This window comes from Rugamonas rubra (assembly GCF_900114705.1).
GTDB classification, from domain to species: domain Bacteria; phylum Pseudomonadota; class Gammaproteobacteria; order Burkholderiales; family Burkholderiaceae_D; genus Rugamonas; species Rugamonas rubra.
In genome coordinates this window covers 251,794-273,641 of sequence record NZ_FOTW01000008.1, presented here as the reverse complement: position 1 = coordinate 273,641, position 21,848 = coordinate 251,794, and the positions used below count along the sequence as shown (strand labels likewise).

At 66.5% G+C, this 21,848-nt stretch carries 25 protein-coding genes; 7 read left to right on the top strand and 18 right to left on the bottom strand.

The window, feature by feature from the left end; all coding sequences use genetic code 11:
• Together BM252_RS09090 and BM252_RS09085 are read left to right on the top strand one after the other, a co-directional pair.
• Positions 1-1,038 (top strand): sensor histidine kinase, encoded by a 1,038-nt coding sequence (locus tag BM252_RS09090; protein WP_093386507.1) that lies wholly within the window; start codon positions 1-3, stop codon positions 1,036-1,038.
• Complete coding sequence (locus BM252_RS09085; RefSeq protein ID WP_093386669.1) at positions 1,038-1,745, top strand: LytR/AlgR family response regulator transcription factor; 708 nt, start codon at positions 1,038-1,040, stop codon at positions 1,743-1,745. Before BM252_RS09090 ends, BM252_RS09085 begins: the two co-directional genes overlap by 1 nt.
• 61 nt (positions 1,746-1,806) lie before the next feature.
• Here BM252_RS09085 and BM252_RS09080 read toward each other — a convergent pair whose 3' ends face one another.
• The 3 genes from BM252_RS09080 to clpS form a co-directional block, all read right to left on the bottom strand.
• On the bottom strand, positions 1,807-2,331 hold the full coding sequence (locus BM252_RS09080) for a tetratricopeptide repeat protein (protein ID WP_093386505.1): 525 nt from the start codon (positions 2,329-2,331) through the stop codon (positions 1,807-1,809).
• A 133-nt stretch (positions 2,332-2,464) separates the two neighbouring features.
• On the bottom strand, positions 2,465-4,768 hold the full coding sequence (gene clpA / locus BM252_RS09075) for an ATP-dependent Clp protease ATP-binding subunit ClpA (protein ID WP_093386502.1): 2,304 nt from the start codon (positions 4,766-4,768) through the stop codon (positions 2,465-2,467).
• Entirely contained in the window at positions 4,765-5,067 is a 303-nt protein-coding gene (gene clpS, locus BM252_RS09070) for an ATP-dependent Clp protease adapter ClpS (protein WP_008446470.1), read from the bottom strand. Before clpS ends, clpA begins: the two co-directional genes overlap by 4 nt.
• 322 nt (positions 5,068-5,389) lie before the next feature.
• Between clpS and cspE the strand changes: the two genes are divergently transcribed.
• The gene (gene cspE / locus BM252_RS09065) at positions 5,390-5,593 is read left to right on the top strand and encodes a transcription antiterminator/RNA stability regulator CspE (RefSeq protein WP_010395943.1); all 204 of its coding nucleotides are present in this window, start codon (positions 5,390-5,392) and stop codon (positions 5,591-5,593) included.
• A gap of 208 nt (positions 5,594-5,801) precedes the next feature.
• On the opposite strand, the gene BM252_RS09060 is transcribed toward cspE, so the two are convergent.
• From BM252_RS09060 to icd, 3 genes are all read right to left on the bottom strand, one after another.
• Positions 5,802-6,098: a BrnA antitoxin family protein gene (locus tag BM252_RS09060; protein WP_217429889.1), complete on the bottom strand. Its 297-nt coding sequence runs from the start codon at positions 6,096-6,098 to the stop codon at positions 5,802-5,804.
• Entirely contained in the window at positions 6,079-6,366 is a 288-nt protein-coding gene (locus BM252_RS09055) for a BrnT family toxin (protein WP_245774166.1), read from the bottom strand. The genes BM252_RS09060 and BM252_RS09055 overlap by 20 nt, the downstream gene beginning before the upstream one ends.
• A gap of 159 nt (positions 6,367-6,525) precedes the next feature.
• Positions 6,526-7,779, bottom strand: a complete 1,254-nt coding sequence (gene icd / locus BM252_RS09050) for an NADP-dependent isocitrate dehydrogenase (RefSeq protein WP_093386496.1) — start codon at positions 7,777-7,779, stop codon at positions 6,526-6,528.
• Between the two features lie 227 nt (positions 7,780-8,006).
• Here icd and BM252_RS09045 point away from each other — a divergent pair, with 227 nt between their 5' ends.
• From BM252_RS09045 to BM252_RS09035, 3 genes are all read left to right on the top strand, one after another.
• On the top strand, positions 8,007-8,567 hold the full coding sequence (locus BM252_RS09045; RefSeq protein WP_093386493.1) for a pseudouridine synthase: 561 nt from the start codon (positions 8,007-8,009) through the stop codon (positions 8,565-8,567).
• A 227-nt stretch (positions 8,568-8,794) separates the two neighbouring features.
• Positions 8,795-9,013: a hypothetical protein gene (locus tag BM252_RS09040; protein ID WP_093386663.1), complete on the top strand. Its 219-nt coding sequence runs from the start codon at positions 8,795-8,797 to the stop codon at positions 9,011-9,013.
• Positions 9,014-9,156: 143 nt separating this feature from the next.
• A complete protein-coding gene (locus BM252_RS09035; protein ID WP_093386491.1) occupies positions 9,157-9,603 on the top strand; it encodes a DUF192 domain-containing protein in 447 nt (148 codons plus the stop codon).
• A 195-nt stretch (positions 9,604-9,798) separates the two neighbouring features.
• Here the strand turns inward: BM252_RS09035 and rpsT are convergent, their stop codons facing one another.
• Positions 9,799-10,065 carry a 30S ribosomal protein S20 gene (rpsT, locus tag BM252_RS09030; RefSeq protein ID WP_093386488.1) on the bottom strand — a complete coding sequence of 89 codons (267 nt, stop codon included), beginning with the start codon at positions 10,063-10,065 and terminating at the stop codon, positions 9,799-9,801.
• 286 nt (positions 10,066-10,351) lie between these two features.
• Between rpsT and murJ the strand changes: the two genes are divergently transcribed.
• Positions 10,352-11,902 carry a murein biosynthesis integral membrane protein MurJ gene (murJ, locus tag BM252_RS09025; RefSeq protein ID WP_093386486.1) on the top strand — a complete coding sequence of 517 codons (1,551 nt, stop codon included), beginning with the start codon at positions 10,352-10,354 and terminating at the stop codon, positions 11,900-11,902.
• 125 nt (positions 11,903-12,027) lie between these two features.
• Here murJ and BM252_RS09020 read toward each other — a convergent pair whose 3' ends face one another.
• From BM252_RS09020 to BM252_RS08970, 11 genes are all read right to left on the bottom strand, one after another.
• Positions 12,028-12,513 (bottom strand): FxDxF family PEP-CTERM protein, encoded by a 486-nt coding sequence (locus tag BM252_RS09020; RefSeq protein WP_093386483.1) that lies wholly within the window; start codon positions 12,511-12,513, stop codon positions 12,028-12,030.
• Positions 12,514-12,749: 236 nt separating this feature from the next.
• The gene (locus tag BM252_RS09015) at positions 12,750-13,484 is read right to left on the bottom strand and encodes a type II secretion system protein (RefSeq protein ID WP_093386481.1); all 735 of its coding nucleotides are present in this window, start codon (positions 13,482-13,484) and stop codon (positions 12,750-12,752) included.
• On the bottom strand, positions 13,450-13,839 hold the full coding sequence (locus BM252_RS09010) for a type II secretion system protein (protein ID WP_093386478.1): 390 nt from the start codon (positions 13,837-13,839) through the stop codon (positions 13,450-13,452). Before BM252_RS09010 ends, BM252_RS09015 begins: the two co-directional genes overlap by 35 nt.
• A complete protein-coding gene (locus BM252_RS09005) occupies positions 13,833-14,324 on the bottom strand; it encodes a type II secretion system protein (protein WP_093386476.1) in 492 nt (163 codons plus the stop codon). Before BM252_RS09005 ends, BM252_RS09010 begins: the two co-directional genes overlap by 7 nt.
• Positions 14,321-16,396, bottom strand: a complete 2,076-nt coding sequence (locus tag BM252_RS09000) for a secretin N-terminal domain-containing protein (protein ID WP_093386473.1) — start codon at positions 16,394-16,396, stop codon at positions 14,321-14,323. Before BM252_RS09000 ends, BM252_RS09005 begins: the two co-directional genes overlap by 4 nt.
• The gene (locus BM252_RS08995) at positions 16,396-16,998 is read right to left on the bottom strand and encodes a hypothetical protein (protein WP_093386471.1); all 603 of its coding nucleotides are present in this window, start codon (positions 16,996-16,998) and stop codon (positions 16,396-16,398) included. The genes BM252_RS09000 and BM252_RS08995 overlap by 1 nt, the downstream gene beginning before the upstream one ends.
• The gene (locus BM252_RS08990) at positions 16,995-17,558 is read right to left on the bottom strand and encodes a hypothetical protein (RefSeq protein WP_093386468.1); all 564 of its coding nucleotides are present in this window, start codon (positions 17,556-17,558) and stop codon (positions 16,995-16,997) included. The genes BM252_RS08995 and BM252_RS08990 overlap by 4 nt, the downstream gene beginning before the upstream one ends.
• The gene (locus BM252_RS08985) at positions 17,555-18,100 is read right to left on the bottom strand and encodes a PilN domain-containing protein (RefSeq protein ID WP_093386466.1); all 546 of its coding nucleotides are present in this window, start codon (positions 18,098-18,100) and stop codon (positions 17,555-17,557) included. The genes BM252_RS08990 and BM252_RS08985 overlap by 4 nt, the downstream gene beginning before the upstream one ends.
• Positions 18,097-18,933 (bottom strand): hypothetical protein, encoded by an 837-nt coding sequence (locus BM252_RS08980; RefSeq protein WP_245774165.1) that lies wholly within the window; start codon positions 18,931-18,933, stop codon positions 18,097-18,099. The genes BM252_RS08985 and BM252_RS08980 overlap by 4 nt, the downstream gene beginning before the upstream one ends.
• On the bottom strand, positions 18,926-20,650 hold the full coding sequence (locus BM252_RS08975) for a GspE/PulE family protein (protein ID WP_093386463.1): 1,725 nt from the start codon (positions 20,648-20,650) through the stop codon (positions 18,926-18,928). Before BM252_RS08975 ends, BM252_RS08980 begins: the two co-directional genes overlap by 8 nt.
• Complete coding sequence (locus BM252_RS08970; RefSeq protein ID WP_093386461.1) at positions 20,647-21,831, bottom strand: type II secretion system F family protein; 1,185 nt, start codon at positions 21,829-21,831, stop codon at positions 20,647-20,649. Before BM252_RS08970 ends, BM252_RS08975 begins: the two co-directional genes overlap by 4 nt.
• Between the last annotated feature and the right edge of the window lie 17 nt (positions 21,832-21,848).

Here is a 21,848-nt window from a genome sequence, read left to right as displayed (position 1 = left end):
ATGACGCCACATCAGCGCCCCCTGCTCGCCCGCCTCAACTGGTACTGGATCTTCCAACTGGCCGGCTGGGGTGCCGTGGCCGTGTTCAACTTGATGCTGTACAGCCAGGTGGTCAACCGCCAAGGCGTGGCGGCGGTGTGCTGGTGGTGCTCGTTCAGCGGACTGCTGCTGAGCCATCTGTGGCATGGCCAGATCAAGCGGCGCGGTTGGGCCTCGCCCAAGCCGCTTTGGCGCCGCCTGCTGGCCGGCCTGCTGGTGCTCGGGTTGGTGCAGGCGCTTAGCGTGGCGGCGTCGATCGCCCTGCTGCAGAAGCAAGCCATTACCGGCCTGGCCTGGTTGCCGATCTCGATGATGTTCTGGGGCGGCATACTCGGCGCCTGGACGGTGTGCTACTTGTCGGCGCTGGCGCTGCGCCGCGCCAACCGCTTCGAGGCCGAGGCGCTGCGGCTGGAGGTGCAGGCCAAGGACACCGAGCTACGCGCGCTGCAGGCGCAGGTCAATCCGCACTTCTTCTTCAACAGCATGAACAGCGTGCGCGCGCTGATCTACCAGGACCAACACGCCGCCGCGCAGATGATCGACCAGCTGGCCAGCATGATGCGTTACGCGCTGCAGTCCGGCCAGGCCGACACGGTGCCGCTGGCCGACGAGCTGGAGGCGGTGCAGGCCTATCTGGCGATCGAGAAGATCCGCTTCGAGGAACGCATGCGCGTCTCGCTCGAGCTTGAGGCGGGCCTGGAGCGGGTACGCATTCCGCCGATGGCCTTGCAGACGCTGGTGGAGAACGCCGTCAAGTACGGCGTCGAGAGCAATCCGGACGGCAGCGAGATCCGCATCCGCGTCGGCCGCCGCGACGGCATGGTCGACATCGAGATCGGCAACGCCGGCGCCATCCTGCCCTTGGCCAATTCGACCAAGGTGGGCCTGGTCAACACGCGCAAGCGGCTGGCGCTGGCCCTGGGCGGCGCCGCCCGGCTCGACCTGAGCGAGCACGCCGGCTGGGTGCGCGCCACGCTGACCCTGCCGGAGGCGGCGTGATCCGCGCGCTGCTGGTCGACGACGAGCGGCTGGCGCGGGCCGAGCTGCGCCGCCTGCTGACGGCCCATCCCGAGGTGGAGATCGTCGGCGAGGCGGTCAACGCGGTCGACGCGCTGGCGCAGATCGCCGCGCTGCGGCCCGAGCTGGTCTTCCTCGACGTGCAGATGCCCGGCGGCAGCGGCTTCGACCTGCTGGCCGCGCTCGACACGGCGCCACAGGTGATCTTCACCACCGCCTTCGACCAGTACGCCATCCGCGCCTTCGAGGTCAGCGCGCTCGACTACCTGCCCAAGCCGATCCAGGCGGCCCGCCTGGCCGCCGCCCTGCGGCGCGCCGGCGGCGGTTCGGACCGGCCGGCCAGCACCGCCGCCGCGCCCGGCTGGGGCAAGCTGTTCATCAAGGACGGCGAGCGCTGCTGGTTCGTCGGGCTCGAACAGATCCGCCTGTTCGAATCGGAGGGCAACTACACGCGGGTCTACTTCGACGGCGAGCGGCCGCTGATGCTGCGCTCGCTCAGCCAGTTGGAGGAGAAGCTCGACCCGGCGCGCTTCTTCCGCGCCAACCGGCGCCACATCGTCAACCTCGACTTCGTGCGCCAGGTGCGGCCGGTCGAGGCCGGCGGCCTAGCCCTGCTGCTGCGCGACGAGCAGATGGTGGAGGTGTCGCGCCGCCGCGCCGCCCAGTTCAGGAGCCTGGCCGGCATCTAGTGTAGTGTCGCGTTGATTCCTCAACGCGCAGGCAACTCGGGACACGCGCGGCCGGTGCCGCTCAGGCCGGCGCCGCCTCGAGGATGGCCTGCAGGCGGGCGCGCAGCTCGGCGCGCTTCTCCTCCGAGGCGACGTTGGCGAAGCAGGCCTCGGCGGCCAGCCGGGCCTCTTCCACGCGGCCCAGCGCGGCCAGCGCCTCGGCCTGCACCATGCGCACCAACCAGTGGTCCGGCGCGTGCTGCAGGGCCGTTTCCAGCGCCTGCAGGGCCAGTTGCGGCTCGCCGCAGCGCACCATGTGGTCGGCCAGGAAGTAGCGGGCGATCAGCACGCCCTGGCTGTTCTGCGCCGCGCCCTGGGCCAGCTCGGCGGCCAGCGCCAGCTCCAGCTGCGTGCGCGCCTCGGCCTGGCGGTCCAACGCGCCGAGCACGCAGGCGTAGGCGCCGTGGTAGTCGGCCAGGCGCCAGTAGCCGGGGTCGGCCAGCGCCAGCGCGTGCTGGTACTTCTGCGCCGCCGCCTCGTATTGTCCCGCCTCGAATAGCTGCAGGCCCTCTTGCTCCAGCCGGTTTGCGCTTGCTTGATCACTCATGGGTACGAATAAAAAAGGGTCGGCGCGGCGGGCCCGACGGGGTTGAAAAGACGAAAAGACGCACAGAAAAAAACCCGCCACATTTGCATGTCGCGGGCTTTTGGCCAGCCGCCGCAGCGGCCGGGCGAACAACTTATTCCACTTCCACCGTCTCCGGCGGCAGGGTCGGCGCCGGGTCGGACTCGGGGAACTCCAGCTTGACCTGGTCCTTCTCGTCGAGGTCGACGGTGACCCGGCCGCCGCTCACCAGACGGCCGAACAGCAGCTCGTCGGCCAGCGCCTTGCGGATCATGTCCTGGATCAGGCGCGACATCGGCCGCGCCCCCATCAGCGGGTCGAAACCCTTCTTCGAGAGGAACTTGCGCAGCTTCTCGGTGAAGATGGCCTCGACCTTTTTCTCGTGCAGCTGCTCTTCCAGCTGCATCAGGAACTTGTCGACCACACGCAGGATCACGTCCTCGTTGAGGGCGCGGAAGCTGATGGTGGCGTCCAGGCGGTTGCGGAACTCCGGCGTGAACATGCGCTTGATGTCGGCCATCTCGTCGCCCGCCTCTTTCGAGTTGGTGAAGCCGATCGAGGTCTTCTGCAGGCTCTCGGCGCCCGCGTTGGTGGTCATGATGATGATCACGTTGCGGAAGTCGGCCTTGCGTCCGTTGTTGTCGGTCAGCGTGCCGTGGTCCATCACCTGCAACAGGATGTTGAAGATGTCCGGATGGGCCTTCTCGATCTCGTCGAGCAGCAGCACGGCGTGCGGCTTCTTGGTGATCGCCTCGGTCAGCAGACCGCCCTGGTCGAAGCCGACATAACCCGGCGGCGCGCCGATCAGGCGGCTGACGGCGTGGCGCTCCATGTACTCGGACATGTCGAAGCGGATCAACTCGATGCCCATGATGAAGGCGAGCTGCTTGGCCACCTCGGTCTTGCCGACGCCGGTCGGACCGGAGAACAGGAAGGAGCCGATCGGCTTGTCGGTCTTGCCCAGGCCGGCGCGCGCCATCTTGATGGCCGAGGCCAGCGCGTCGATCGCCGGGTCCTGGCCGAACACCACGTTGCGCAGGTCGCGGTCGATGGTCTGCAGCTTGCTGCGGTCGTCCTGGTTGACGGTCTGCGGCGGGATGCGGGCGATCTTGGCGATGATGTCCTCGATCTCGGCCTTGCCGATGGTTTTCTTCTGCTTCGATTTGGGCAGGATGCGCTGCGCTGCGCCGGCCTCGTCGATGACGTCGATCGCCTTGTCGGGCAGGTGGCGGTCGTTGATGAAGCGGGCCGCCAGCTCGGCCGCCGTGGACAGCGCCGAGGCGGAGTACTTGACGCCGTGGTGCTCCTCGAAGCGCGACTTGAGGCCGCGCAGGATCTGCACGGTCTGCTCGACGGTCGGCTCGTTGACGTCGACCTTCTGGAAGCGGCGGCTCAGCGCGTGGTCCTTCTCGAACACGCCACGGAACTCGGTGTAGGTGGTGGCGCCGATGCACTTCAACTGGCCGTTGGCCAGCGCCGGTTTCAGCAGGTTGGAGGCGTCGAGCGTGCCGCCCGAGGCCGAGCCGGCGCCGATGATGGTGTGGATCTCGTCGATGAACAGGATGCCGTTCGGGTTGTCCTTCAACTGCTTGAGGACGGCCTTCAGGCGCTGCTCGAAGTCGCCGCGGTACTTGGTGCCGGCCAGCAGCGCGCCCATGTCGAGCGAGTAGACGACGGCGTTCTGCAGGATCTCCGGCACGTCGTTCTGCGTGATGCGCAGGGCCAGGCCCTCGGCGATGGCGGTCTTGCCGACACCGGCCTCGCCGACCAGCAGCGGATTGTTCTTGCGGCGGCGGCAGAGGATTTGGATGACGCGGTCGACCTCGTCCTCGCGGCCGATCAGCGGATCGATCTTGCCGTCGGCGGCGGCCTTGTTCAGGTTCTGCGTGAACTGGTCGAGCGGGCTTTCCTTGGTCTGCCCCTCGCCGCCCGGCGCGCCCTCTTCAACGCCCTCGGAGGCCTTGGCGCTGTCGGCCGACTGGTCCTTGCGCACGCCGTGCGAGATGAAGTTGACCACGTCGAGGCGGGTCACGCCCTGCTGGTGCAGGTAGTAGACCGCGTGCGAGTCCTTCTCGCCGAAGATGGCCACCAGCACGTTGGCGCCGGTGACCTCCTTCTTGCCGTTCGAGGCCGACTGGACGTGCATGATGGCGCGCTGGATGACGCGCTGGAAACCGAGCGTGGGCTGGGTGTCGACCTCGCCCGTGCCGGGCACCGTCGGCGTGTTGTCACCGATGAAGTTGGTCAGGGTCTTGCGCAGATCCTCGATATTGACGGCGCAAGCACGCAGCACCTCGGCCGCCGACGGATTGTCGAGCAGCGCCAGCAGCAAGTGCTCCACCGTGATGAATTCGTGCCGTGCCTGTCGGGCTTCGACAAACGCCATGTGCAAACTTACTTCTAATTCCTGCGCAATCATACTTCCTCCATCACGCACTGCAGGGGATGCCCCGCCTTGCGCGCATGCGTTAAAACGAACTCCACTTTGGTACAGGCTATGTCTTTGGAAAAGACGCCGCACACCCCCTTGCCGTAGCGATGCACGCTGAGCATGATTTGCGTCGCCGTTTCGCGGTCCTTGTTGAAATACTCCTGGATGATGGCGACGACGAATTCCATCGGCGTGTAGTCATCGTTGAGCAGCGCCACCTGGTAGAGGGGTGGCGGCTTCAGCGTTTGCCGCTCCAGCAGTGTTTCGGTGTCATGCTTGGTTGCCATACGCTTATATTCTAATGCTTTCGTGGTTGATGCAATGCGCATTTCACTGCGCGATTCAATTGTTTTCCATCTTACGCGCTTTCTGGACTGTGCGCAGATGGCGCCCCTATCGATAAATTCAAGAGTTGCTTTCCTGCCAATTGTCGGAAAAATAGCAAAATGCTTACAAAAGCGCTTGACTTTAAAAATTGTTCCGCCAACAATGCGTTATCGGACTAGCGAATTTGTGCTAGCGCTGATGAGAAGTGAGGCGTGAGGAGGGGGCAAGAAGCTTCTTGCTTTTATGGCTCGTGTGATTCGTTTTTATTTGAAGGTTCTTTTTATGGCAACAGGTACAGTTAAGTGGTTCAATGATTCCAAAGGTTTTGGCTTCATCACTCCAGATGACGGCGGCGAAGACTTGTTCGCGCACTTCTCCGCAATCAACATGAACGGTTTCAAGACCCTCAAAGAAGGTCAAAAAGTCCAGTTCGAAGTCACGCAAGGCCCTAAAGGCAAGCAAGCTTCCAACATCCAAGCTGCTTAAGTCGTTCAGCACCGGAAGTGAAAACCCCGCCCCGCGGGGTTTTTTTTCGTCCCGCTGTTGTGCCAGAGTGTTGCGTAGGATGAACGCCGGGTCGTGCCACAGTGCGCCGCCGGCATCCCCGCCGCGCATTCCGGCGGCGGCCCGAGCGGCGGCGCGGGCCGGTTTTTCGCGCCGCGCCGGCGCGCCACCGTGGTATTTTTTAGACAGACTAGCGCTCGCCCAACATGCCGTGCGCGTCGGCCCATTCCACCAAGGCATCGTTGATCCGGCTCTGCCACCCGGGGCCGGCGGCCTTGAATGCGGCCAGCACGCGCGGGTCCAGCGGCACACTGGTGGCCACCTTGGCTGCGGCCAACGCGGGCCGACCTTGGCCGCGCCTCGGGATCAGACGATCCATTTCCTCGTCGGTCAGCGGCAGTGCGTCCGGGTCGTCCAGCGCGGCCGCCGTGATCGCGACATCCTCCGCAGGGCTCGGCATAATGATCTTAGCTTGTTTCACTGACATATCTTCTCACCTCCCTGAGATTGGCCCTCCTCAGACTGATAATGCGCCTGACGCCGCCGCGCAGTACAAAAGCGACGCAATAGACCCGCTCGCCAATAAGGCCGTAGGCGCCATACCGGTCCTCCCGGTAATCGACGCGCGCATCGTGCCAGATCAGCGCCGACGGCCAATCCAGCCGCCCGGCCTCGGCCAGCGAGATGCCGTGCTTCTTCCGATTGATCCCATCCTTGCTCGGATCAAAGTCGAGCGGCATCGATTGATTGTACATACAAGGGTGGCTGCCGCCTCATTTATCGTTTGTACGGTAAATCGTAAGCCATCGCCCTGCGGCGGACATCACCATGGCGCAAACTTTGGCTCCCGCAAAGCAAAAAACCCCGCCCTCGAACGAGGACGGGGTTTTGCGTTGAGCCAGGCTCGACGTTGATTACATGTGTTCGATCATCACGTCGCCGAAGCCGGAGCACGACACTTGGGTCGCGCCTTCCATCAGGCGGGCGAAGTCGTAGGTGACGCGCTTGGAGGCGATCGAATTCTGCATCGACGAGATCAGCAGGTCGGCCGCTTCCAGCCAGCCCATGTGGCGCAGCATCATTTCGGCCGACAGGATCAGCGAACCCGGGTTCACATAGTCCTTGCCGGCGTACTTAGGCGCGGTGCCGTGGGTCGCTTCGAACATCGCCACGGAGTCCGACAGGTTGGCGCCCGGCGCGATGCCGATGCCGCCCACTTGTGCCGCCAGCGCGTCGGAGATGTAGTCGCCGTTCAGGTTCAGGGTGGCGATGACGCTGTACTCGGCTGGACGCAGCAGGATCTGTTGCAGGAACGCGTCGGCGATCGAATCCTTGACGATGATGTCGCGGCCGGTCTTCGGGTTCTTGAACTTGCACCATGGGCCGCCATCGATCAGCTCGGCACCGAATTCCTTTTGCGCCAGCTCGTAGGCCCAGTCACGGAAGCCACCTTCGGTGTACTTCATGATGTTGCCCTTGTGGACGATGGTGACCGACGGCTTGTCGTTGTCGATGGCGTACTGGATCGCCTTGCGCACCAGACGCTGGGTGCCTTCGATCGACACAGGCTTGATGCCCAGGCCCGAGGTTTCCGGGAAGCGGATCTTGGTGACGCCCATTTCCTTGATCAGGAAGTCCATCAGTTTCTTGACGCCTTCGGTGCCTTGCTGGTACTCGATACCGGCGTAGATGTCTTCCGAGTTCTCACGGAAGATGACCATGTCGGTCTTCTCTGGCTCTTTCACTGGCGAAGGCACGCCGGTGAAGTAGCGCACTGGACGCAGGCAGACGTACAGGTCGAGCTGCTGGCGCAGGGCGACGTTGAGCGAACGGATGCCGCCGCCGACCGGGGTGGTCAGCGGGCCCTTGATCGAGACCACGTAGTCCTTCAGCACTTGCAGGGTTTCTTCCGGCAGCCAGACGTCGGGACCGTACACGGTGGTCGACTTTTCGCCGGCGAAAATTTCCATCCAGCTGATCTTGCGCTTGCCGGCGTAGGCTTTGGCCACGGCCGCGTCGACCACTTTGATCATCACCGGGCTGATGTCGACACCGGTGCCGTCACCCTCGATGTAGGGAACGATAGGGTTATCTGGTACATTCAGGGAAAAATCGGCATTGACGGTGATTTTTTGGCCGTCAGCAGGTACTTTGATATGTTGATACATCGTGTTCTCCGAAGTGGGACGCTCAGCAAGCAGCAAGGGTATGCGCCGCCGGGCTAGATCTGCAATCTGAATTGGTTGCCAATTTGGTACGGGTCGTCTTTACTCTTCTATAAGACATAAGACAGGCGTTTCACATTATGCACGAGTATTTTACTAGGCGCTACGGTTTTACGACACTGGCACGACACTGGCACATAAGCCTACACCACATTTGACCCTATATAAGCATGTCTCTGATTCTATTTAACAAGCCCTTCCAGGTGCTCTGCCAATTCTCCCGCCAGGACGGGCGCGCCACCCTGGCCGACTACGTCAGCATTCCCAACGTCTACCCGGCCGGCCGGCTCGACGCCGACAGCGAGGGCCTGCTGCTGCTGACCGACGACGGCAGGCTGCAGCACAGCATCGCCCACCCCGACCACAAGCAAGCCAAGACCTATCTGGTGCAGGTCGACGGCGTGGCCGACGCGGCCAGCCTGGCGCGGCTGCAGGCGCCGCTCGACCTGGGCGACTTCACCACCAAGCCGTGCAAGGCGGTGCGCATCGCCGAGCCGGCCTGGCTATGGCCGCGCAACCCGCCTATCCGCAGCCGCGCCGAGCAAGCCACCAGCTGGCTGGCCATCACCCTGCAGGAGGGCAAGAACCGCCAAGTGCGGCGCATGACGGCGGCGGTCGGCCTACCCACCCTGCGGCTGGTGCGCAGCGCCATCGGCGCCATTTCGCTGGCCAGCCACCCGCTGCTGCCGGGCGAATGGACCAGGGTGACGGCGGCCGAGCTGGGCAAGTAACGCCGCGCAACAAACAAAACTTCCTTCGCTTTGCTGCACTGTTCGCGGTCCGACACCACTGCAGACAGGCGCCGGGACCGGCAAAAATATGATGCAATGCAACAAGAAATACTTCGGATTATTTAAATTTTTCTTGAAAAAACATGTCAACGGACAATTTCCGGCCCGCGTTAATGAGCCAGATTCATCTGAATCGCTGTTTTCTTAAACTGCCAAAGGAATTCAACATGTCCAAAATCATCGCTGCTCTGGTCGCATCCCTGTTCGCCGCTTCCGCTTTCGCCGCTGCTCCAGCGGCATCCGCATCCGCTTCGGCCATGGCATCTGCCCCGGCAGCGTCGGCATCGGCTGAGGCATCGGCCCCTAAAGCTAAGAAAGCCAAAAAAGCCAAGAAGGCAGCTTCGGCATCGGCATCGGCAGAAGCTTCGGCTCCGGCCGCCAAGTAATCGTCGTTCCGGCAGCACAAGAAGGCAGGCGCGTCCTGCCTTTTTTTACGTCCGCAATTTCACCGCCGCGCCGCGCGCACGCTTGACGCTGGGCGGCCGGCATGGCTTAATCGGCGCTTTCCGCCCTCCCCCACCCGAGCACCATGAAAACACTCCTCGCCACCCTCGGCGCCGCCGCCCTGATGGCGGGCGCCGGCCCCGCCGCCGCCCAGACCCGCTTCGCCAGCGTCGAGCTGAGCGCCGGCATGCATTTGATCAAGGCCGAGGTGGCCGCCAGCGAGGCGCAGCGCGAACAGGGCCTGATGTTCCGCAACAAGATGGCGCCGAACGCCGGCATGCTGTTCGTCTTCGACGCGCCGGCCACCCAATGCATGTGGATGAAGAACACCCTGCTGCCGCTGTCGGTGGCCTTCATCGACGCCGCCGGCAAGATCGTCAACATCGAGGACATGCAGGCGCAGACGCTGGACAACCATTGCTCGAGCAAGGCGGTGGCGGTGCGCTACGCGCTGGAGATGAACCTGGGCTGGTTCAAACAGAAGCACATCAAGCCGGGCATGCTGATCGGCAACCTGCCGCCGGCGCGCTGAGAGTCGGGGCCGGCCGCCCTTTACCCCGCAAGGCGCTACGCCGCGGGGTCTGACCCCGTATGGGGTCAGACCCCTGGTTTGCGGGTTTGCGGGCGCCCTGGAAATCGGCGGCGCATGCGAAAAAACCCGCGCTGACCAAGGTCAGGCGGGTTCTTGCTTAGCTACGGTTGCGGCCGGGGCCGCAAGCGGCGTAAATTAAGCGGCCAGTGCTTTCAAAGCAGCTGCCAGACGGCTCTTATGGCGAGCTGCCTTGTTTTTGTGGATGATCTTCTTGTCAGCAATGCTGTCGATTTTCGACACGGATGCTTGGAAGATTGCGGTTGCTGCTGCTTTGTCGCCGCCTTGGATCGCTTTACGAACAGCTTTGATAGCCGTGCGCAGGGTCGAACGCTGGGACGAGTTGTGAGCGTTTTGCTTGACTGCTTGACGAGCGCGTTTGCGCGCTTGTGCGGTATTTGCCATGGAATTTCCTAAAACGGGGTCAAAGTGCGTTTGCAAACATTATTGTTTGTCAAACAGGTGCGTTCAGTGCGTCTGCCGAACCATGTGTGCCAAACCAGTGCCTGCCAAACATTAGTGTCTGCGTAACAGAATTCTGTACAGCCTTCGATTATAGCGATGTTTTTAGCACTGGGCAAATCAAAAATCAGAAAAGTGCTGCTCCGGCCACCTCGGGTGAGTAAATTACGACAACTTTTCCCGCCGCGCGACCGCTGCCGGCGCCACCCGCCCGCTATAATCTCGCCCCATGAACTTGCTCAAAACCCTAGCCGCCATCTCCAGCATGACCATGTTGTCCCGCGTCACCGGTCTGCTGCGCGAAACCCTGTTCGCCCGCGCCTTCGGCGCCGGCGCCTACACCGACGCCTTCATCGTCGCCTTCCGCATTCCCAACCTGTTGCGCCGCCTGTTCGCCGAGGGCGCCTTCTCGCAGGCCTTCGTGCCCATCCTGTCGGAATACAAGGTGCAGCACGGCCAGGAGGCCAGCAAGACGTTGGCCGACCACGTCGCCACCACCCTGGTCTGGGCCACGCTGCTGGTGAGCGCGCTGGGCATTCTCGGTGCGCCGCTGTTCGTCTACCTGATCGCCACCGGCTTGAGCAAGCAGCCGGACGCCTTCGACGCGGCGGTCTGGATGACCCGCCTGATGTTCCCCTATATTAGTTTCATGTCCTTCGTGGCCTTGTCGGGCGGCATCCTCAACACCTGGCGCCAGTTCAAGATCCCGGCCTTCACGCCGGTACTGCTGAACCTGAGCTTCATCGCCGCCTCGCTGCTGCTGCAATCGCACCTGGCGCAGCCGATCTACGCCATGGCCATCGCCGTGTTCGTCGGCGGCCTGCTGCAGGTGGGCCTGCAGATTCCGGCGCTGATCAAGATCGGCATGCTGCCGCGCCTGTCGCTGAACCCCGCCGTCGGCCTGCGCGACCCCGGCGTGCGCCGCGTGCTGAAGAAGATGGGGCCGGCCGTGTTCGCCGTCTCGGCGGCGCAGATCAGCCTGATGATCAACACCAGCATCGCCTCGCGTCTGGCCGAGGGCAGCATCTCCTGGCTGTCCTACGCCGACCGCCTGATGGAGTTCCCCACCGCCCTGCTGGGCGTGGCGCTGGGCACCATCCTGTTGCCCAGCCTGTCGAAGGCGAACGCCGACGGCGATCCGGAGGAATACTCCTCGCTGCTGGACTGGGGCCTGCGTCTGACCTTCCTGCTGGCGCTGCCGGCGGCCGTCGGCCTGGCCACGCTGGCGGTGCCGCTGATCGCCACGCTGTTCCACTACGGTAAATTCAGCGCCGAGGCGGTGACCATGTCGGCGCAGCCGCTGATCGCCTACAGCGCCGGCCTGATCGGCATCATTTTAGTCAAGACGCTGGCGCCGGCCTTCTACGCCAAGCAGGACATCCGCACGCCGGTGAAGATCGCGCTGGGTGTGTTGCTGGCGACCCAGTTGATGAACCTGCTGTTCGTGCCCTACATCGCGGTGGCCGGCCTGGCCCTGTCGATCGGCCTGGGCGCCTGCCTGAACGCCACCTTCCTCTACCGGGGCCTGCGCAAGCGCGGCGTGTACACGCCCAAACCGGGCTGGGCGCTGTTTACCGGCAAGCTGCTGCTGGCCTGCGGCGCGATGGGCGCCAGCGGCTGGTTCTGCGCCGCCCGCATCGACTGGCTGGGCATGCAGAGCCACGCGCTGCTGCGCGCCGGCGCGCTGCTGCTGGTGGTCTGCCTGTGCGGCCTGGTGTACTTCGGCGCCCTGTTCGCCATGGGCTTCCGCTTCCGCGACTTCCGCCGCGTGGCGCGCTGAACCGGTGGCCGGGGCCGGCGCCGCGATGGCGCCGGCCCCGGCAGGTTGCACAGCGACCCATCCCGGACGAAAAGCCGGACGAAAAAAAACCCGCTTGCGCGGGTTTTTTTTCAAGCGGCTAAAACTTAGGCTGCTTTTTTAGCTTTGCGACGAGCAACAACACCCATCAGTGCCAGGCCGCCCAGCAGCATGCCGTAGGTTTCTGGTTCTGGTACGGCGGAGATGGTCACTTCACCGCTGTACTTGGCGCCGGCCAGGGCGGTACCCATCAGGTTCAACGTGAATGGCGAAGGGCCGGTCAACGAAACGCCAACGAAGTGGAACTTGCCACTGTTGATAACATCGCTTGCCACAAAACCGTTCAGGTTGGTCAGGTCGCTGAAGGTCAGGTTCTGGCCGCTCAGCGTGATATCGATGTTGTACACGCCAGCATTCAGGCCAGCGAAGGAGATCACGTCCAGGCCGCCAGACAGTACGCCATCGCCAGGAACAGTCGAGCTGAAGGTGTTAGCTGCAGCTGGGCTCAGGTCCAAAACAACGGTTTGGTCTGCAGCGAAAGCGCCGAAGGAAATAGCGGTCAACAGGCCAGCAACGATAAATTTCAATTTCATGTGAAAAATCCTTAATAAATTTATGGTTGCGCTAGCGCCAACCATGGTGTGTGTGGGTGAATCTGGAATCTTAAAAAGAGCTTAGGGTGCTGCTGAGTTGAATCATAGCATATTCGCATGTTTTATATTATAAATTTTCCATTTAGAATTTCATTTGGGCAATTATTTTCAGATAACGAAAAAAGCTTTGCCGGGGCGCAATGAAATGGCGTAAAAACCCGCTGTGCGTTGTTTATTTACAAAGATCGTCTCTGGTCGACGGGAGCCGGTGGCGCCTCTTCTGGCTCGGCGGCGGGCGCCGGCTCGGGTGGCTCGGGCGGCTCGGGCGGCTCGGGCGCATCCGGCGGGGCAGCAACATCCCGCTGCGCCTCGGGCAGCGCGACAGGCGGCGGACTCGGCGGCGGCGCCATGCCCGGATTGGGAATGCTGATGCTGCCCGGCTGGCGGGGCGCAGCGCCGTCGGCCGGCCCGGCCGTGGCGGCCTTGCCGGTCATGGTGAACTTCCAGTCGGAAACGAAGGTCTTGCCCTCGAAGACCTGGTAGCGGGAGGGGAAATTGCTCAGCTTGATGGCCTTGGCGTCGGACAGGCTGTAGACGGCGATCACGCCGACCTTGTCGGCCAGGTACACCACGCCCCACTCGGCCGAGCCGGTCATCGGGTCGACAAACAGCTTGCGCAGGTGGCGCCGCACGCCGGGGAAGCGCGGGTCCTTCAGCAACTCCTTCAACGACGGCGGCTGCGGCGGCTGGCCGGCCGGGGTGGCGTTGGCGTAGCTTTGCAGCGCGTCGCTGAACTCGGCGCCGATGTTGAGCAGCTCCTGCTCGGCGCGGGCGCGCTGCAGCAGCGCGCCCATCTTCAGCGTGCTGGCCGCCACCAGGCCGATCACCGCCACCAGGATGATCAGGCTCAGGTAGGTGAAGCCGCCCTGGCGCCGGCTACCAGTCGGCGTACGGTCGGCCGCTGCGGTCATTGCCCGGCGCTCCACTCTTGATGTTGTAGACGCCGCCCTTGGCGCCGTCCTCGGGCGGCACGATGATCCAGCTGGTGCTGCTGTCGGTGATCGGGTCGAGCGGCGGCGCGCGCAGGTATTTCTTCTCGACCAGTTGGTCGAGCGTGTCGGGGTAGCGGCCGGTGTCGCCGTAGTACTGGTCGATGACGCCGCGCAGATTGCGCAGGTTGTCGGCCAGCACCACCTCCTTCGACTTGTCGATGCTGGGGAAGTAGCGCGGCACGGCCAGGGTCAGCATCAGCGCGATGATGCCCAGCACCACCAGCAGCTCGATCAGGGTGAAGCCGCGACGGGCGGATAGTTTCATGGTCACCATTTGCGGTAGGGCACGCCGTTCAGGCCGACCCGGTCGGAAGTCGAATACACATCGTACACATCCTCGCCCTCCTTGGGCTGCTCGGCCTCGCTGGCGTAGCTGCGCTTGCCCCAGGTCTGGGCGTCGCTCAGCTCGCTGTCGGCGTTGAAGGGGTCACGCGGCACGCGGCGCAGGAAAAAAATCTTGCTGCGCTTGGGGCTGCGCAGGTCGGGCACGCCCTCGGCCAGCAGCTCCAGGGTCTTCGGATAGCCGGTCGAGCCGAGCACCTTGGCGACGCGCCCCTCGTCGAAGGCCAACTTGTAGGCGTCGATGCCCTGGCGGATCTGGTGCAAGGCGTGGCGCAGCTCCTGCTCCTGGCGGCGCTGGCCGACCACCTGGGCCACAGGCACCACCAAGGTGCCGAGCAGGGCGAGGATGGCCAGCGTGACCAGCAGTTCGATCAGCGTGAAGCCGCCGGCGCGGCGCGGCGCCACGGCCACCGTCATGGCGCCGGCGTGGCCGGGACGATGTCGGGCGCCGGCAGGGCCTGCGGCTGGGCGCCGGCAGGGGGCGGCGCGGCGGCCGGGGCGGCCGGGGCGGCGCCCTGCCCTGCGGCTGCGGCTGGGTCTGCGGCCGGGGATGCGGCGGCCGGGCCGGCGCCGGCCGGGTTGGCCGCCGGCATTGCCGAACCGGGCGCCGGCAGCGACGGCGGCGCGGACGGACGGGCGCCCGGCGGCGGCGGCAACTGGGCCGGCGCGCGCACGCTCAGGTCGGGACGGCGGCGGAAGTTGCTCTCGGTGCCGGCGGAGAACTCGGACATCTGCGCCTCCGGCCGCTGCACGTTGCGGATCAGGTGCGGCGTGATCGACAGCACGATCTCGGTCTTCTGCTTATCGTCGCGGGTGCTGCCGAACAGGCGGCCGAGCAGCGGCAGCTCGCCGATGCCGGGCAGCTTGTTGCCGGTGCTGCGCTCCTCGTTGTTGATCAGGCCGGCCAGCACCTGGTTCTCGCCGTCCTTCAGCTGCAGCATGGTGGTGGCCTGGCGCGTGCCGATCTGGTAGGCGGTGGTGCCGGACTTGGTCTGGATCTGGTTGACCAGGTTGCTCACCTCGAGCTGGACGCGGATCGCCACCTCGTTGTTGAGGTAGATGGTCGGCTCGGCGTTGAGGGTCAGGCCGACGTCGACATAGCTGACCGACTCGGTGGCGAAGCCGCCTGCGCCGGGCGAGATGGTGGTGGTGATCACCGGCACCTTGTCGCCGATGACGATCTTGGCCTTCTCCTTGTTGCGCACGCGGATGCGCGGATTGGCCAACAGGTTGGTGTCGGTGTCGGTCTTGTTGGCGTTGATGCTGGCGGCCACGCCGCTGATGGCGATGGTGCGCTGGTTCAGGTTGTTCAGGTCGCGGATGGTGATGCCCACCCCGCCCGAGGTCGACAACGGCGTCAGGCTGACGTTCTGCGGCCACACCACGCCCAGGTCCATCAGGCGGCCGCGTTTGACCTCGAGGATCTCGACCTCCAGCATCACCTCGGCCTCGGGCATGTCCTGCAGCGTGATCAGGCGCTCGGCCAGGCGGATCGCCTCCGGGCTGTCGCGCACGATTAGCAGGTTGAGCTTTTCGTCGACCACCACGTCGCGCGTCTTGAGGATGGTCTTCAGCGTGTTGGCCACCAGCTTGGCCTCGGCGTTGGCCAGGAAGAAGGTCTTGACCGTCATCTCCTGGTATTCCTTGAGCTTGGCGGCGACGTTCGGGTAGATCAGCACGGTGTTGGCGTCCATCACCTGCTGCTCCAGCTGGTTGCTCACCAGCAGCATATAGATGGCCGACTCGACCGTGCTGTTCTTCAGGAAGATCGAGGCCTTCTGGTCGGTCTTGACGTCCTTGTCGAAGACGAAGTTCAGGCCCGAGCGGCGCGAGATGATCTCGAACACCTGGCGCAGCGGGGCGTCGCGGAACTCGATGGTGATCGGTTGCTTGTAGGCCTTGGCCAGGCCGCTCTCGGCCAGCGGCGGCGCCGCGCTGCGCTCGAGCACCAGGCGCAGCATCTGCCGCGCCGCCTCGTTGCCAGGGCGCTCGGTGAGGATGGCGTTGAGGCGGTTCTTGGCCGCCTCGTACTCGTTCTTGTCCAGGTGGGCGGCGGCGGCGGCCAGCAGCTTGTCGTGGCGCGCCGCCATGTCGATGCCGCGCAGGCCGGCGCGGGCCCGCTCGTTGGCCGGATCGAGCGCCTGCACGCGCAGGAAGCCCTGCTGCGCCAACTCCGTTTGACCCTCGGCCAGTTGGCGCTCGGCCTGCTCCAGGTAGCGCGTGCAGGCGCGGTCGCGCGCCTGCAGGTAGGCGGTCTTGTACTGGGCGTTGCCGGGCTCGCCGGCGACCGCCTCCTGCAGCTTGAGCAGGCCGGCCTCGACCTGGTCGCGGGCGATCAGGTCGCGGCCGTCGCGGTAGGCCAACTGCGAGGCGCAGCCGGCCAGCGCCAGCGTCAGCGCCAAGCAAAGCAAGCGGCGCGGCAGCGGTAGGCGGCGCGCCAGCGCGGTGGACGGGGGCGCGGCGAGCGGTACTGGTGGGTGACTAGGCATCAGTCGGATACTCCAATGTTGACCTGTTGAGTCTGGTTCAAGGGCAGGTAGGTGAGCATCAGCAGCGGCGGCGCGATGCGGTCGACACGGTAGGTGCCGTCGATCACCTCGTTGAGCCGTGCCACATAAGTCTTGTCGCCGCGCGCCAGGAACACCTCCCAGGCGCCGGCCGAGACGGCCTTGCCGAGGATGGTGAAGGGCAGCGGCGGCGCGGTCGGCGGCGGTGGCGGCGGCGGCCGCTCGGCCTTGACCGGCGGCGGCGGCGGATTCCAGTTCTGGCCTTGGAACACGGCGCCGTCGGCGCCGAAGCCCTCGCCCGCCTCGCCCAGCAACTGGGCGCGCGGCAGCAGCGCCAGGATGGCGGTGGTGGTGGCGTCGGCAGCGGCCGCGCCGGCGCGCGCGTTGCGCGTGGCGGCCGGCGTAGTGGCGGCGCTGTCGGCGGCGCCGGTGTCGCCGTTGCCGTTGCCGTTGGCGGCGGCGGCCGGCGCGGCATGGCGCGGCGCCGGCTCGGCCAGCTCGCCGCTCGGCGTCGGGTCGCCCCACAGCAGCAGGCCGGCGGCGCCGACCAGCGCCACGCCCATCAGTACTTGATACGGCTTCATGGCAGCACCGCCGGTTCGGCGTCCTTCAGGTACAGCGTCAGGCGCAGGCGCGCTTCGACCACCGGCTCGGCGATGCTCTCGCGGCGGAAGCTCAACTCGTCGAGGGCGGCGAAGGGCATGCTGCGCAAGGCCTCGATGCAAAACTGCCAGATCGCCGCGTAGCCGCCCTTGACCGGCAAGGTCACCTGGTAGGTGGCGACGCGGCTGGCCTTGTCATAGCCGCTTTTGTACTCGCCCTGGCTCAGCGTCAGGCCGCTCTTGGCGGCCAGGCCGAACAGGATCTTGACCTGCTGCTCGCTGTAGCGGCGTTCACCCAGCGCATCGTAGAAGTCGGCCAGGTTCTGGTTCGCCGTCGGCGCGGCGGCCAGCAGCGATGGCGGCGCCAGCGGCGGCAGCGGGCGCGCCTGCAGCGCGGCCTGCTCGGCGCGCTGCGGCAGCAGCCAGGCCCAGGCGCCCAGGCCGAGCAGGCACAGCGCCAGCGCGACGCAGGCGAACGGCCCCAGGCGCGCCAACCCCAGGCGGGCGCGCAGCAGCAGCGCCGGCACGGGCAGCGCCGTCATGGCGCCACCCACTGCGCTTCGAGTTGGAAGCGCAGCGGCCGGTTGGGGTCCTGCTCGTTGATCTCGTGGTGGATCAACACCACGCTGGAAAACAGTTCCTGCTGCTTGAGCTGCTCGATGTAGGCAATCATGTCGTCGCTATTCTTGGTTTCGGCGCCCAGCTTGAGCACCCGCTTGCGCGGATCGGGCTCCAGCGCCAGCAGCGCCACGCTGGCCGGCGTGGCGGCGGCGACGGCGTCCTGCAGCTCGCGCCAGGGCAGGTTCAATTGCAGCACGGCGCCGTTGACGAAGGCCGCCTGGGCCGGCGCGATCACGCTGCGCGGCGCTTGCGGCCGTGGCTGCGCCAGCGCCGCCTGGCGCTCCTGCTGGTGGCGCAGGCGGTGCTGGTAGGCTTGGCGCTGTTCGGCCAGCTGCCAGCCGGCCAGCGCGGCCGCCACGCACAGCGCCAGGCCGAGCGCGCCAACGGCCAGCCAGGCCGGCCGCAGGCGGTACAGGGCGCGGCGCCAGCCGGGCGCGGCGAAGTCGATGCGGATGCTCCTCATGCGCGGCTCCCGCCGCGCGCCAGACGGGCCGCGACCGACCATTCCGGGCCGAGCGCCGGCTGCAAGGCGGCGCAGGCGATCTGGCCGGAGTCGGCCGCCAACCAGGCCGGCGGCGCCGCGCCGCACAGCTGCAGCCCGGCCGGCGCCTCGAGTTCGAGCAGCAGCGCCTCGCGCGCCAGCATCTGGCCCAGCCAGTAGGCGTCGGCGTGGTGCGGCAGCGGCAGCGTGCGCACCGCGCGCAGGCGGCGCTCCTGCAGCGCGGCCAGGGTCAGCAAATTGTCGTGGACCAGGCCGAACCAGGCGCCAGGCTTGAGCGCGCGGCGCCAGCGGTTCCAGGCGGCGATGAAGTGCGGCTCGACGCCGACCACCGCCAGGCGCTGCGCGGCGGCGGCCTGTTCGAGCAGCGCCAGCAGGGCGCGCGGCACGGCGGCGGCGAAGAACGGCGCCGCCGCGTCGCAGTCGGCGAGGATGCGCCAGGCGCCGGGCGGCTCGCCGTACAGGGTCTGGAAGCGCAGCGCGGCGGCCGCCTCGAGGTCGGCCAGGCGGCTGGCGCCGGCCGGCGGCGTGACCTGCCACAGCCGCACCAGCTGGTCGTCCAGCACGAAGGTGGCGGCGCGGCCGGCCAGCTGGCCGGCCAGCGCCGGCTGCGCCAGCATCTCGCGCAGCGCCTGGCCGATGGCGGCGAACGGCGCGCCGTCGCCCTCGCCGGCCGGCGCGCAGGCCTGCTCGGCCAACAGTTCGGGCGCGGCGGCGCCCCAGCGGCGCAGGCGCAGCAGGCTCACCGCGTGCGGCGCCACGCCGATGCGCAGGACGGGTCCGAATAGGCTAGGCATGCAGGGTCACTCGTTTGATTTCGGTTAGCGTGGTGCCGCCGCGTTTGACCAGCTCCAGCGCGGCCAGGCGCAGGCTGCGCGTGCCGTTGGCGTAGGCGGCGGCCTTGATTTGGCGGATCGGCCGCTTGTCGACGATCAGCTCGCGGATCTCGTCGTTCAGCGTGAGGATCTCGGCGATCGAGCGGCGCCCCTTGTAGCCGGTGCCGCGGCAGTCGCCGCAGCCCTTGCCCTGCATGAACTGGTAGTCGTAGACGTCGGCGCGCGCCAGGCCGACGCTGGCCAGCTCGTGCTCGTCCGGCGTGTACTGCGCGGCGCAGTGCGGGCAGTTGATGCGCACCAGGCGCTGCGCCCAGATGCCATTGAGCGCCGAGACGAAGGCGTAGGGGTCGATGCCCATGTGGGTGAAACGGCCGAACACGTCGAACACGTTGTTGGCGTGGACGGTGGTGAGCACCAGGTGGCCGGTCAGCGCCGACTGCACGGCGATCTCCGCCGTTTCGCGGTCGCGGATCTCGCCGACCATGATTTTGTCCGGGTCGTGCCGCAGGATCGAGCGCAGGCCCTTGGCGAAGGTCAGGCCCTTCTTCTCGTTGACCGGGATCTGCAAAATGCCGGGCAGCTGGTACTCGACCGGGTCCTCGATGGTGATGATCTTCTCGCGGCCGTTGTGGATCTCGGTCAGCGCCGCGTACAGGGTGGTGGTCTTGCCCGAGCCGGTCGGCCCGGTCACCAGCAGCATGCCGTAGGCCTCCTGCGCCAGCACGCGCAGGGTGGCCAGCGAGGGCGCGTCGAAGCCCAGCGCCTCCAGCGTCAGCGCGCCGTAGGACTCGATCATGGCGCGCTTGTCGAGCACGCGGATGACGGCGTCCTCGCCGTGGATGCTGGGCATGATGGAGACGCGCAGGTCGATCTCGCGGCCGCCCGCCTCGACGCGGAAGCTGCCGTCCTGCGGCACGCGGCGCTCGGCGATGTCGAGCTCGGCGAGCACCTTCAGGCGCGAGATGATCTGCTCGGCCACCTCGATGCCGTTGACGGCGGTGGCGTGGTCGAGCACGCCGTCGACGCGGTACTTGACGGCCAGGCCGCCGGCGGTGCTCTCCAGGTGGATGTCGGAGGCGCCCGCCTTCAAGGCGTCGTACAGGGTCGAGTTGACCAGCCGGACCGCCGGGCTGGCCGCCTCCGACACCGAGGCGAACGACAGCACGGCGGCGGTCTTGCCGTCGCGCCGGCCGTCGCTGGCGCCGGGCAGCAGCGTGTCGGTGGCGCGCGCCGACTCCTCCTGCTTGGACAGGTAGGCCTGGATGTCGGCGCGCAGCGCCAGCCGCAGCGCCAGCGGCGCCGCCGCCGTGGCGCGCGCCATGGCGCCCAGCCAGGTCTGCTGGTCGAGGTCGAAGGGGTCGGCCAGCACGCCGACCAGCATGCCGTCGTGGCCGCGCAGCAGCACGCAGCCGCGCGCCATCGCCTGCGACAGCGGCAGCAGCTCGAAGGCCGGCGTGTAGGCCAGCATATCGACCGTCTCCAGCACCGCCAGGCCGAAGGGCAGCGCCAGCGCGTGGACCAGCTGGCGCGGCTCCATGCCGCTCAAGTCCTGCAACTCCTCGACCAGCGTGCGCTTGGAGGCGCGGCTGAGGGCGCGGGCGCGCGCCAGCAGGGCGGCGTCGACGGCCGGCGCGGCGGCCGCGTTGACGGTGTTGGCGGACTGCGGCAGCGCGCTCATGACATGTCTCCGGCCAGATCGAAGATCGGCATGTACAGCAGCACCACGATGGCGCCCACCACCAGGCCGATGGCGGCCATCAGCAATGGTTCGAAGGTGCGCGTGAAGCGCTCGATCCAGCGGCTGATCTCGCCGTCGTAGAAGGCGGCCGACTGGGTCAGCATCGGCCCCATGTCGCCGGTGCGCTCGCCGACGCGCAGCATGCGCAGCGAGATCGGCGTGGTCAGGCCGCTGGACTCGAAGGCGGTCGACAGCGGCAGGCCGGCCTCGATGCTGGCGCGGGCCGACTGCAGGCCGGCGCGCACGCCGGCCGAGACCATGCCCTGCACCGTGTCGAGCGCGTGCAAAATGGTGATGCCGCCCTCGCTGAGCATGCCCAGCGTCAGGTACAGGCGCGACAGCTCGTAGATGCGCACCCGCTCGCCGATGCCGGGCAGGCGGCCGATCAGGCGCGCCAGGGCGCCGCTGGCCATCAGCCGGCGCAGCAGCAGCACGGCGGCGGCCAGGCCGCCGGCGATGGCGCCGACCAGCAGCAGGCCGTGCTGGCCGGCGAACTGGCCCCAGTCGAGCATCAGCTGCGACAACCAGGGCAGCTTGCGGCCGGCGCCCTGGTAGACCTCGGCGAAGCGCGGCACCACGTAGCCGATCAGGAACAGGCTGACGCCGCCGCCGACGGCCAGCAGGATGCAGGGGTAGATGGCGGCGCTGACCAGCTTGCCGCGCACCAGGTCGATGCGCTGCTGGTAGTCGATGAAGCGCGACAGCGCGCGCGGCAGGTCCGAGGTGCCCTCGGCCGCCTTGACGATGCCGATGTACAGCGGCGGGAACAGCTCGGGCTGCTCGCCCAGCACGGTCGAGAAGCGCAGGCCCTCGCGCAGGCCGCCGAGCAGGCGCTCGAGCACGCCACGGGTGGCCGGCGCGGCCTCCTTCTCGAGCAGCGCCTCGAGCGCCTCGACGATGCCCAGGCCGGCCGTCAGCAGGGCCAGCAGCTCCTGGCTGAACAACACCAGCGACAGCCCCCTGCCCTTGCCGGCGCGCAGGCCGGCGCGCACCGGCTGGATGGCGCTGACCACCAGGCCGCGCGCCTCGACCTGGCGGCGCGCGTCGGCCTCGTCGCGGCCGTCGACCAGCATATTGGAAATGACCATCTCGGCCGACAGGGTACGGACATCGAACTGCATCGTGCTACTTTCGCTGG

Excerpts from the sequence above, each read along its gene's own strand:
- BM252_RS09090 (WP_093386507.1), top strand. The coding sequence starts at position 1 with ATGACGCCACATCAGCGCCCCCTGCTCGCCCGCCTCAACTGGTACTGG.
- BM252_RS09080 (WP_093386505.1), bottom strand. The coding sequence starts at position 2,331 with ATGAGTGATCAAGCAAGCGCAAACCGGCTGGAGCAAGAGGGCCTGCAG.
- clpA (WP_093386502.1), bottom strand. The coding sequence starts at position 4,768 with ATGATTGCGCAGGAATTAGAAGTAAGTTTGCACATGGCGTTTGTCGAA.
- clpS (WP_008446470.1), bottom strand. The coding sequence starts at position 5,067 with ATGGCAACCAAGCATGACACCGAAACACTGCTGGAGCGGCAAACGCTG.
- cspE (WP_010395943.1), top strand. The coding sequence starts at position 5,390 with ATGGCAACAGGTACAGTTAAGTGGTTCAATGATTCCAAAGGTTTTGGC.
- BM252_RS09060 (WP_217429889.1), bottom strand. The coding sequence starts at position 6,098 with ATGTCAGTGAAACAAGCTAAGATCATTATGCCGAGCCCTGCGGAGGAT.
- BM252_RS09055 (WP_245774166.1), bottom strand. The coding sequence starts at position 6,366 with ATGTACAATCAATCGATGCCGCTCGACTTTGATCCGAGCAAGGATGGG.
- icd (WP_093386496.1), bottom strand. The coding sequence starts at position 7,779 with ATGTATCAACATATCAAAGTACCTGCTGACGGCCAAAAAATCACCGTC.
- BM252_RS09045 (WP_093386493.1), top strand. The coding sequence starts at position 8,007 with ATGTCTCTGATTCTATTTAACAAGCCCTTCCAGGTGCTCTGCCAATTC.
- BM252_RS09040 (WP_093386663.1), top strand. The coding sequence starts at position 8,795 with ATGTCCAAAATCATCGCTGCTCTGGTCGCATCCCTGTTCGCCGCTTCC.
- BM252_RS09035 (WP_093386491.1), top strand. The coding sequence starts at position 9,157 with ATGAAAACACTCCTCGCCACCCTCGGCGCCGCCGCCCTGATGGCGGGC.
- rpsT (WP_093386488.1), bottom strand. The coding sequence starts at position 10,065 with ATGGCAAATACCGCACAAGCGCGCAAACGCGCTCGTCAAGCAGTCAAG.
- murJ (WP_093386486.1), top strand. The coding sequence starts at position 10,352 with ATGAACTTGCTCAAAACCCTAGCCGCCATCTCCAGCATGACCATGTTG.
- BM252_RS09020 (WP_093386483.1), bottom strand. The coding sequence starts at position 12,513 with ATGAAATTGAAATTTATCGTTGCTGGCCTGTTGACCGCTATTTCCTTC.
- BM252_RS09015 (WP_093386481.1), bottom strand. The coding sequence starts at position 13,484 with ATGACCGCAGCGGCCGACCGTACGCCGACTGGTAGCCGGCGCCAGGGC.
- BM252_RS09010 (WP_093386478.1), bottom strand. The coding sequence starts at position 13,839 with ATGGTGACCATGAAACTATCCGCCCGTCGCGGCTTCACCCTGATCGAG.
- BM252_RS09005 (WP_093386476.1), bottom strand. The coding sequence starts at position 14,324 with ATGACGGTGGCCGTGGCGCCGCGCCGCGCCGGCGGCTTCACGCTGATC.
- BM252_RS09000 (WP_093386473.1), bottom strand. The coding sequence starts at position 16,396 with ATGCCTAGTCACCCACCAGTACCGCTCGCCGCGCCCCCGTCCACCGCG.
- BM252_RS08995 (WP_093386471.1), bottom strand. The coding sequence starts at position 16,998 with ATGAAGCCGTATCAAGTACTGATGGGCGTGGCGCTGGTCGGCGCCGCC.
- BM252_RS08990 (WP_093386468.1), bottom strand. The coding sequence starts at position 17,558 with ATGACGGCGCTGCCCGTGCCGGCGCTGCTGCTGCGCGCCCGCCTGGGG.
- BM252_RS08985 (WP_093386466.1), bottom strand. The coding sequence starts at position 18,100 with ATGAGGAGCATCCGCATCGACTTCGCCGCGCCCGGCTGGCGCCGCGCC.
- BM252_RS08980 (WP_245774165.1), bottom strand. The coding sequence starts at position 18,933 with ATGCCTAGCCTATTCGGACCCGTCCTGCGCATCGGCGTGGCGCCGCAC.
- BM252_RS08975 (WP_093386463.1), bottom strand. The coding sequence starts at position 20,650 with ATGAGCGCGCTGCCGCAGTCCGCCAACACCGTCAACGCGGCCGCCGCG.
- BM252_RS08970 (WP_093386461.1), bottom strand. The coding sequence starts at position 21,831 with ATGCAGTTCGATGTCCGTACCCTGTCGGCCGAGATGGTCATTTCCAAT.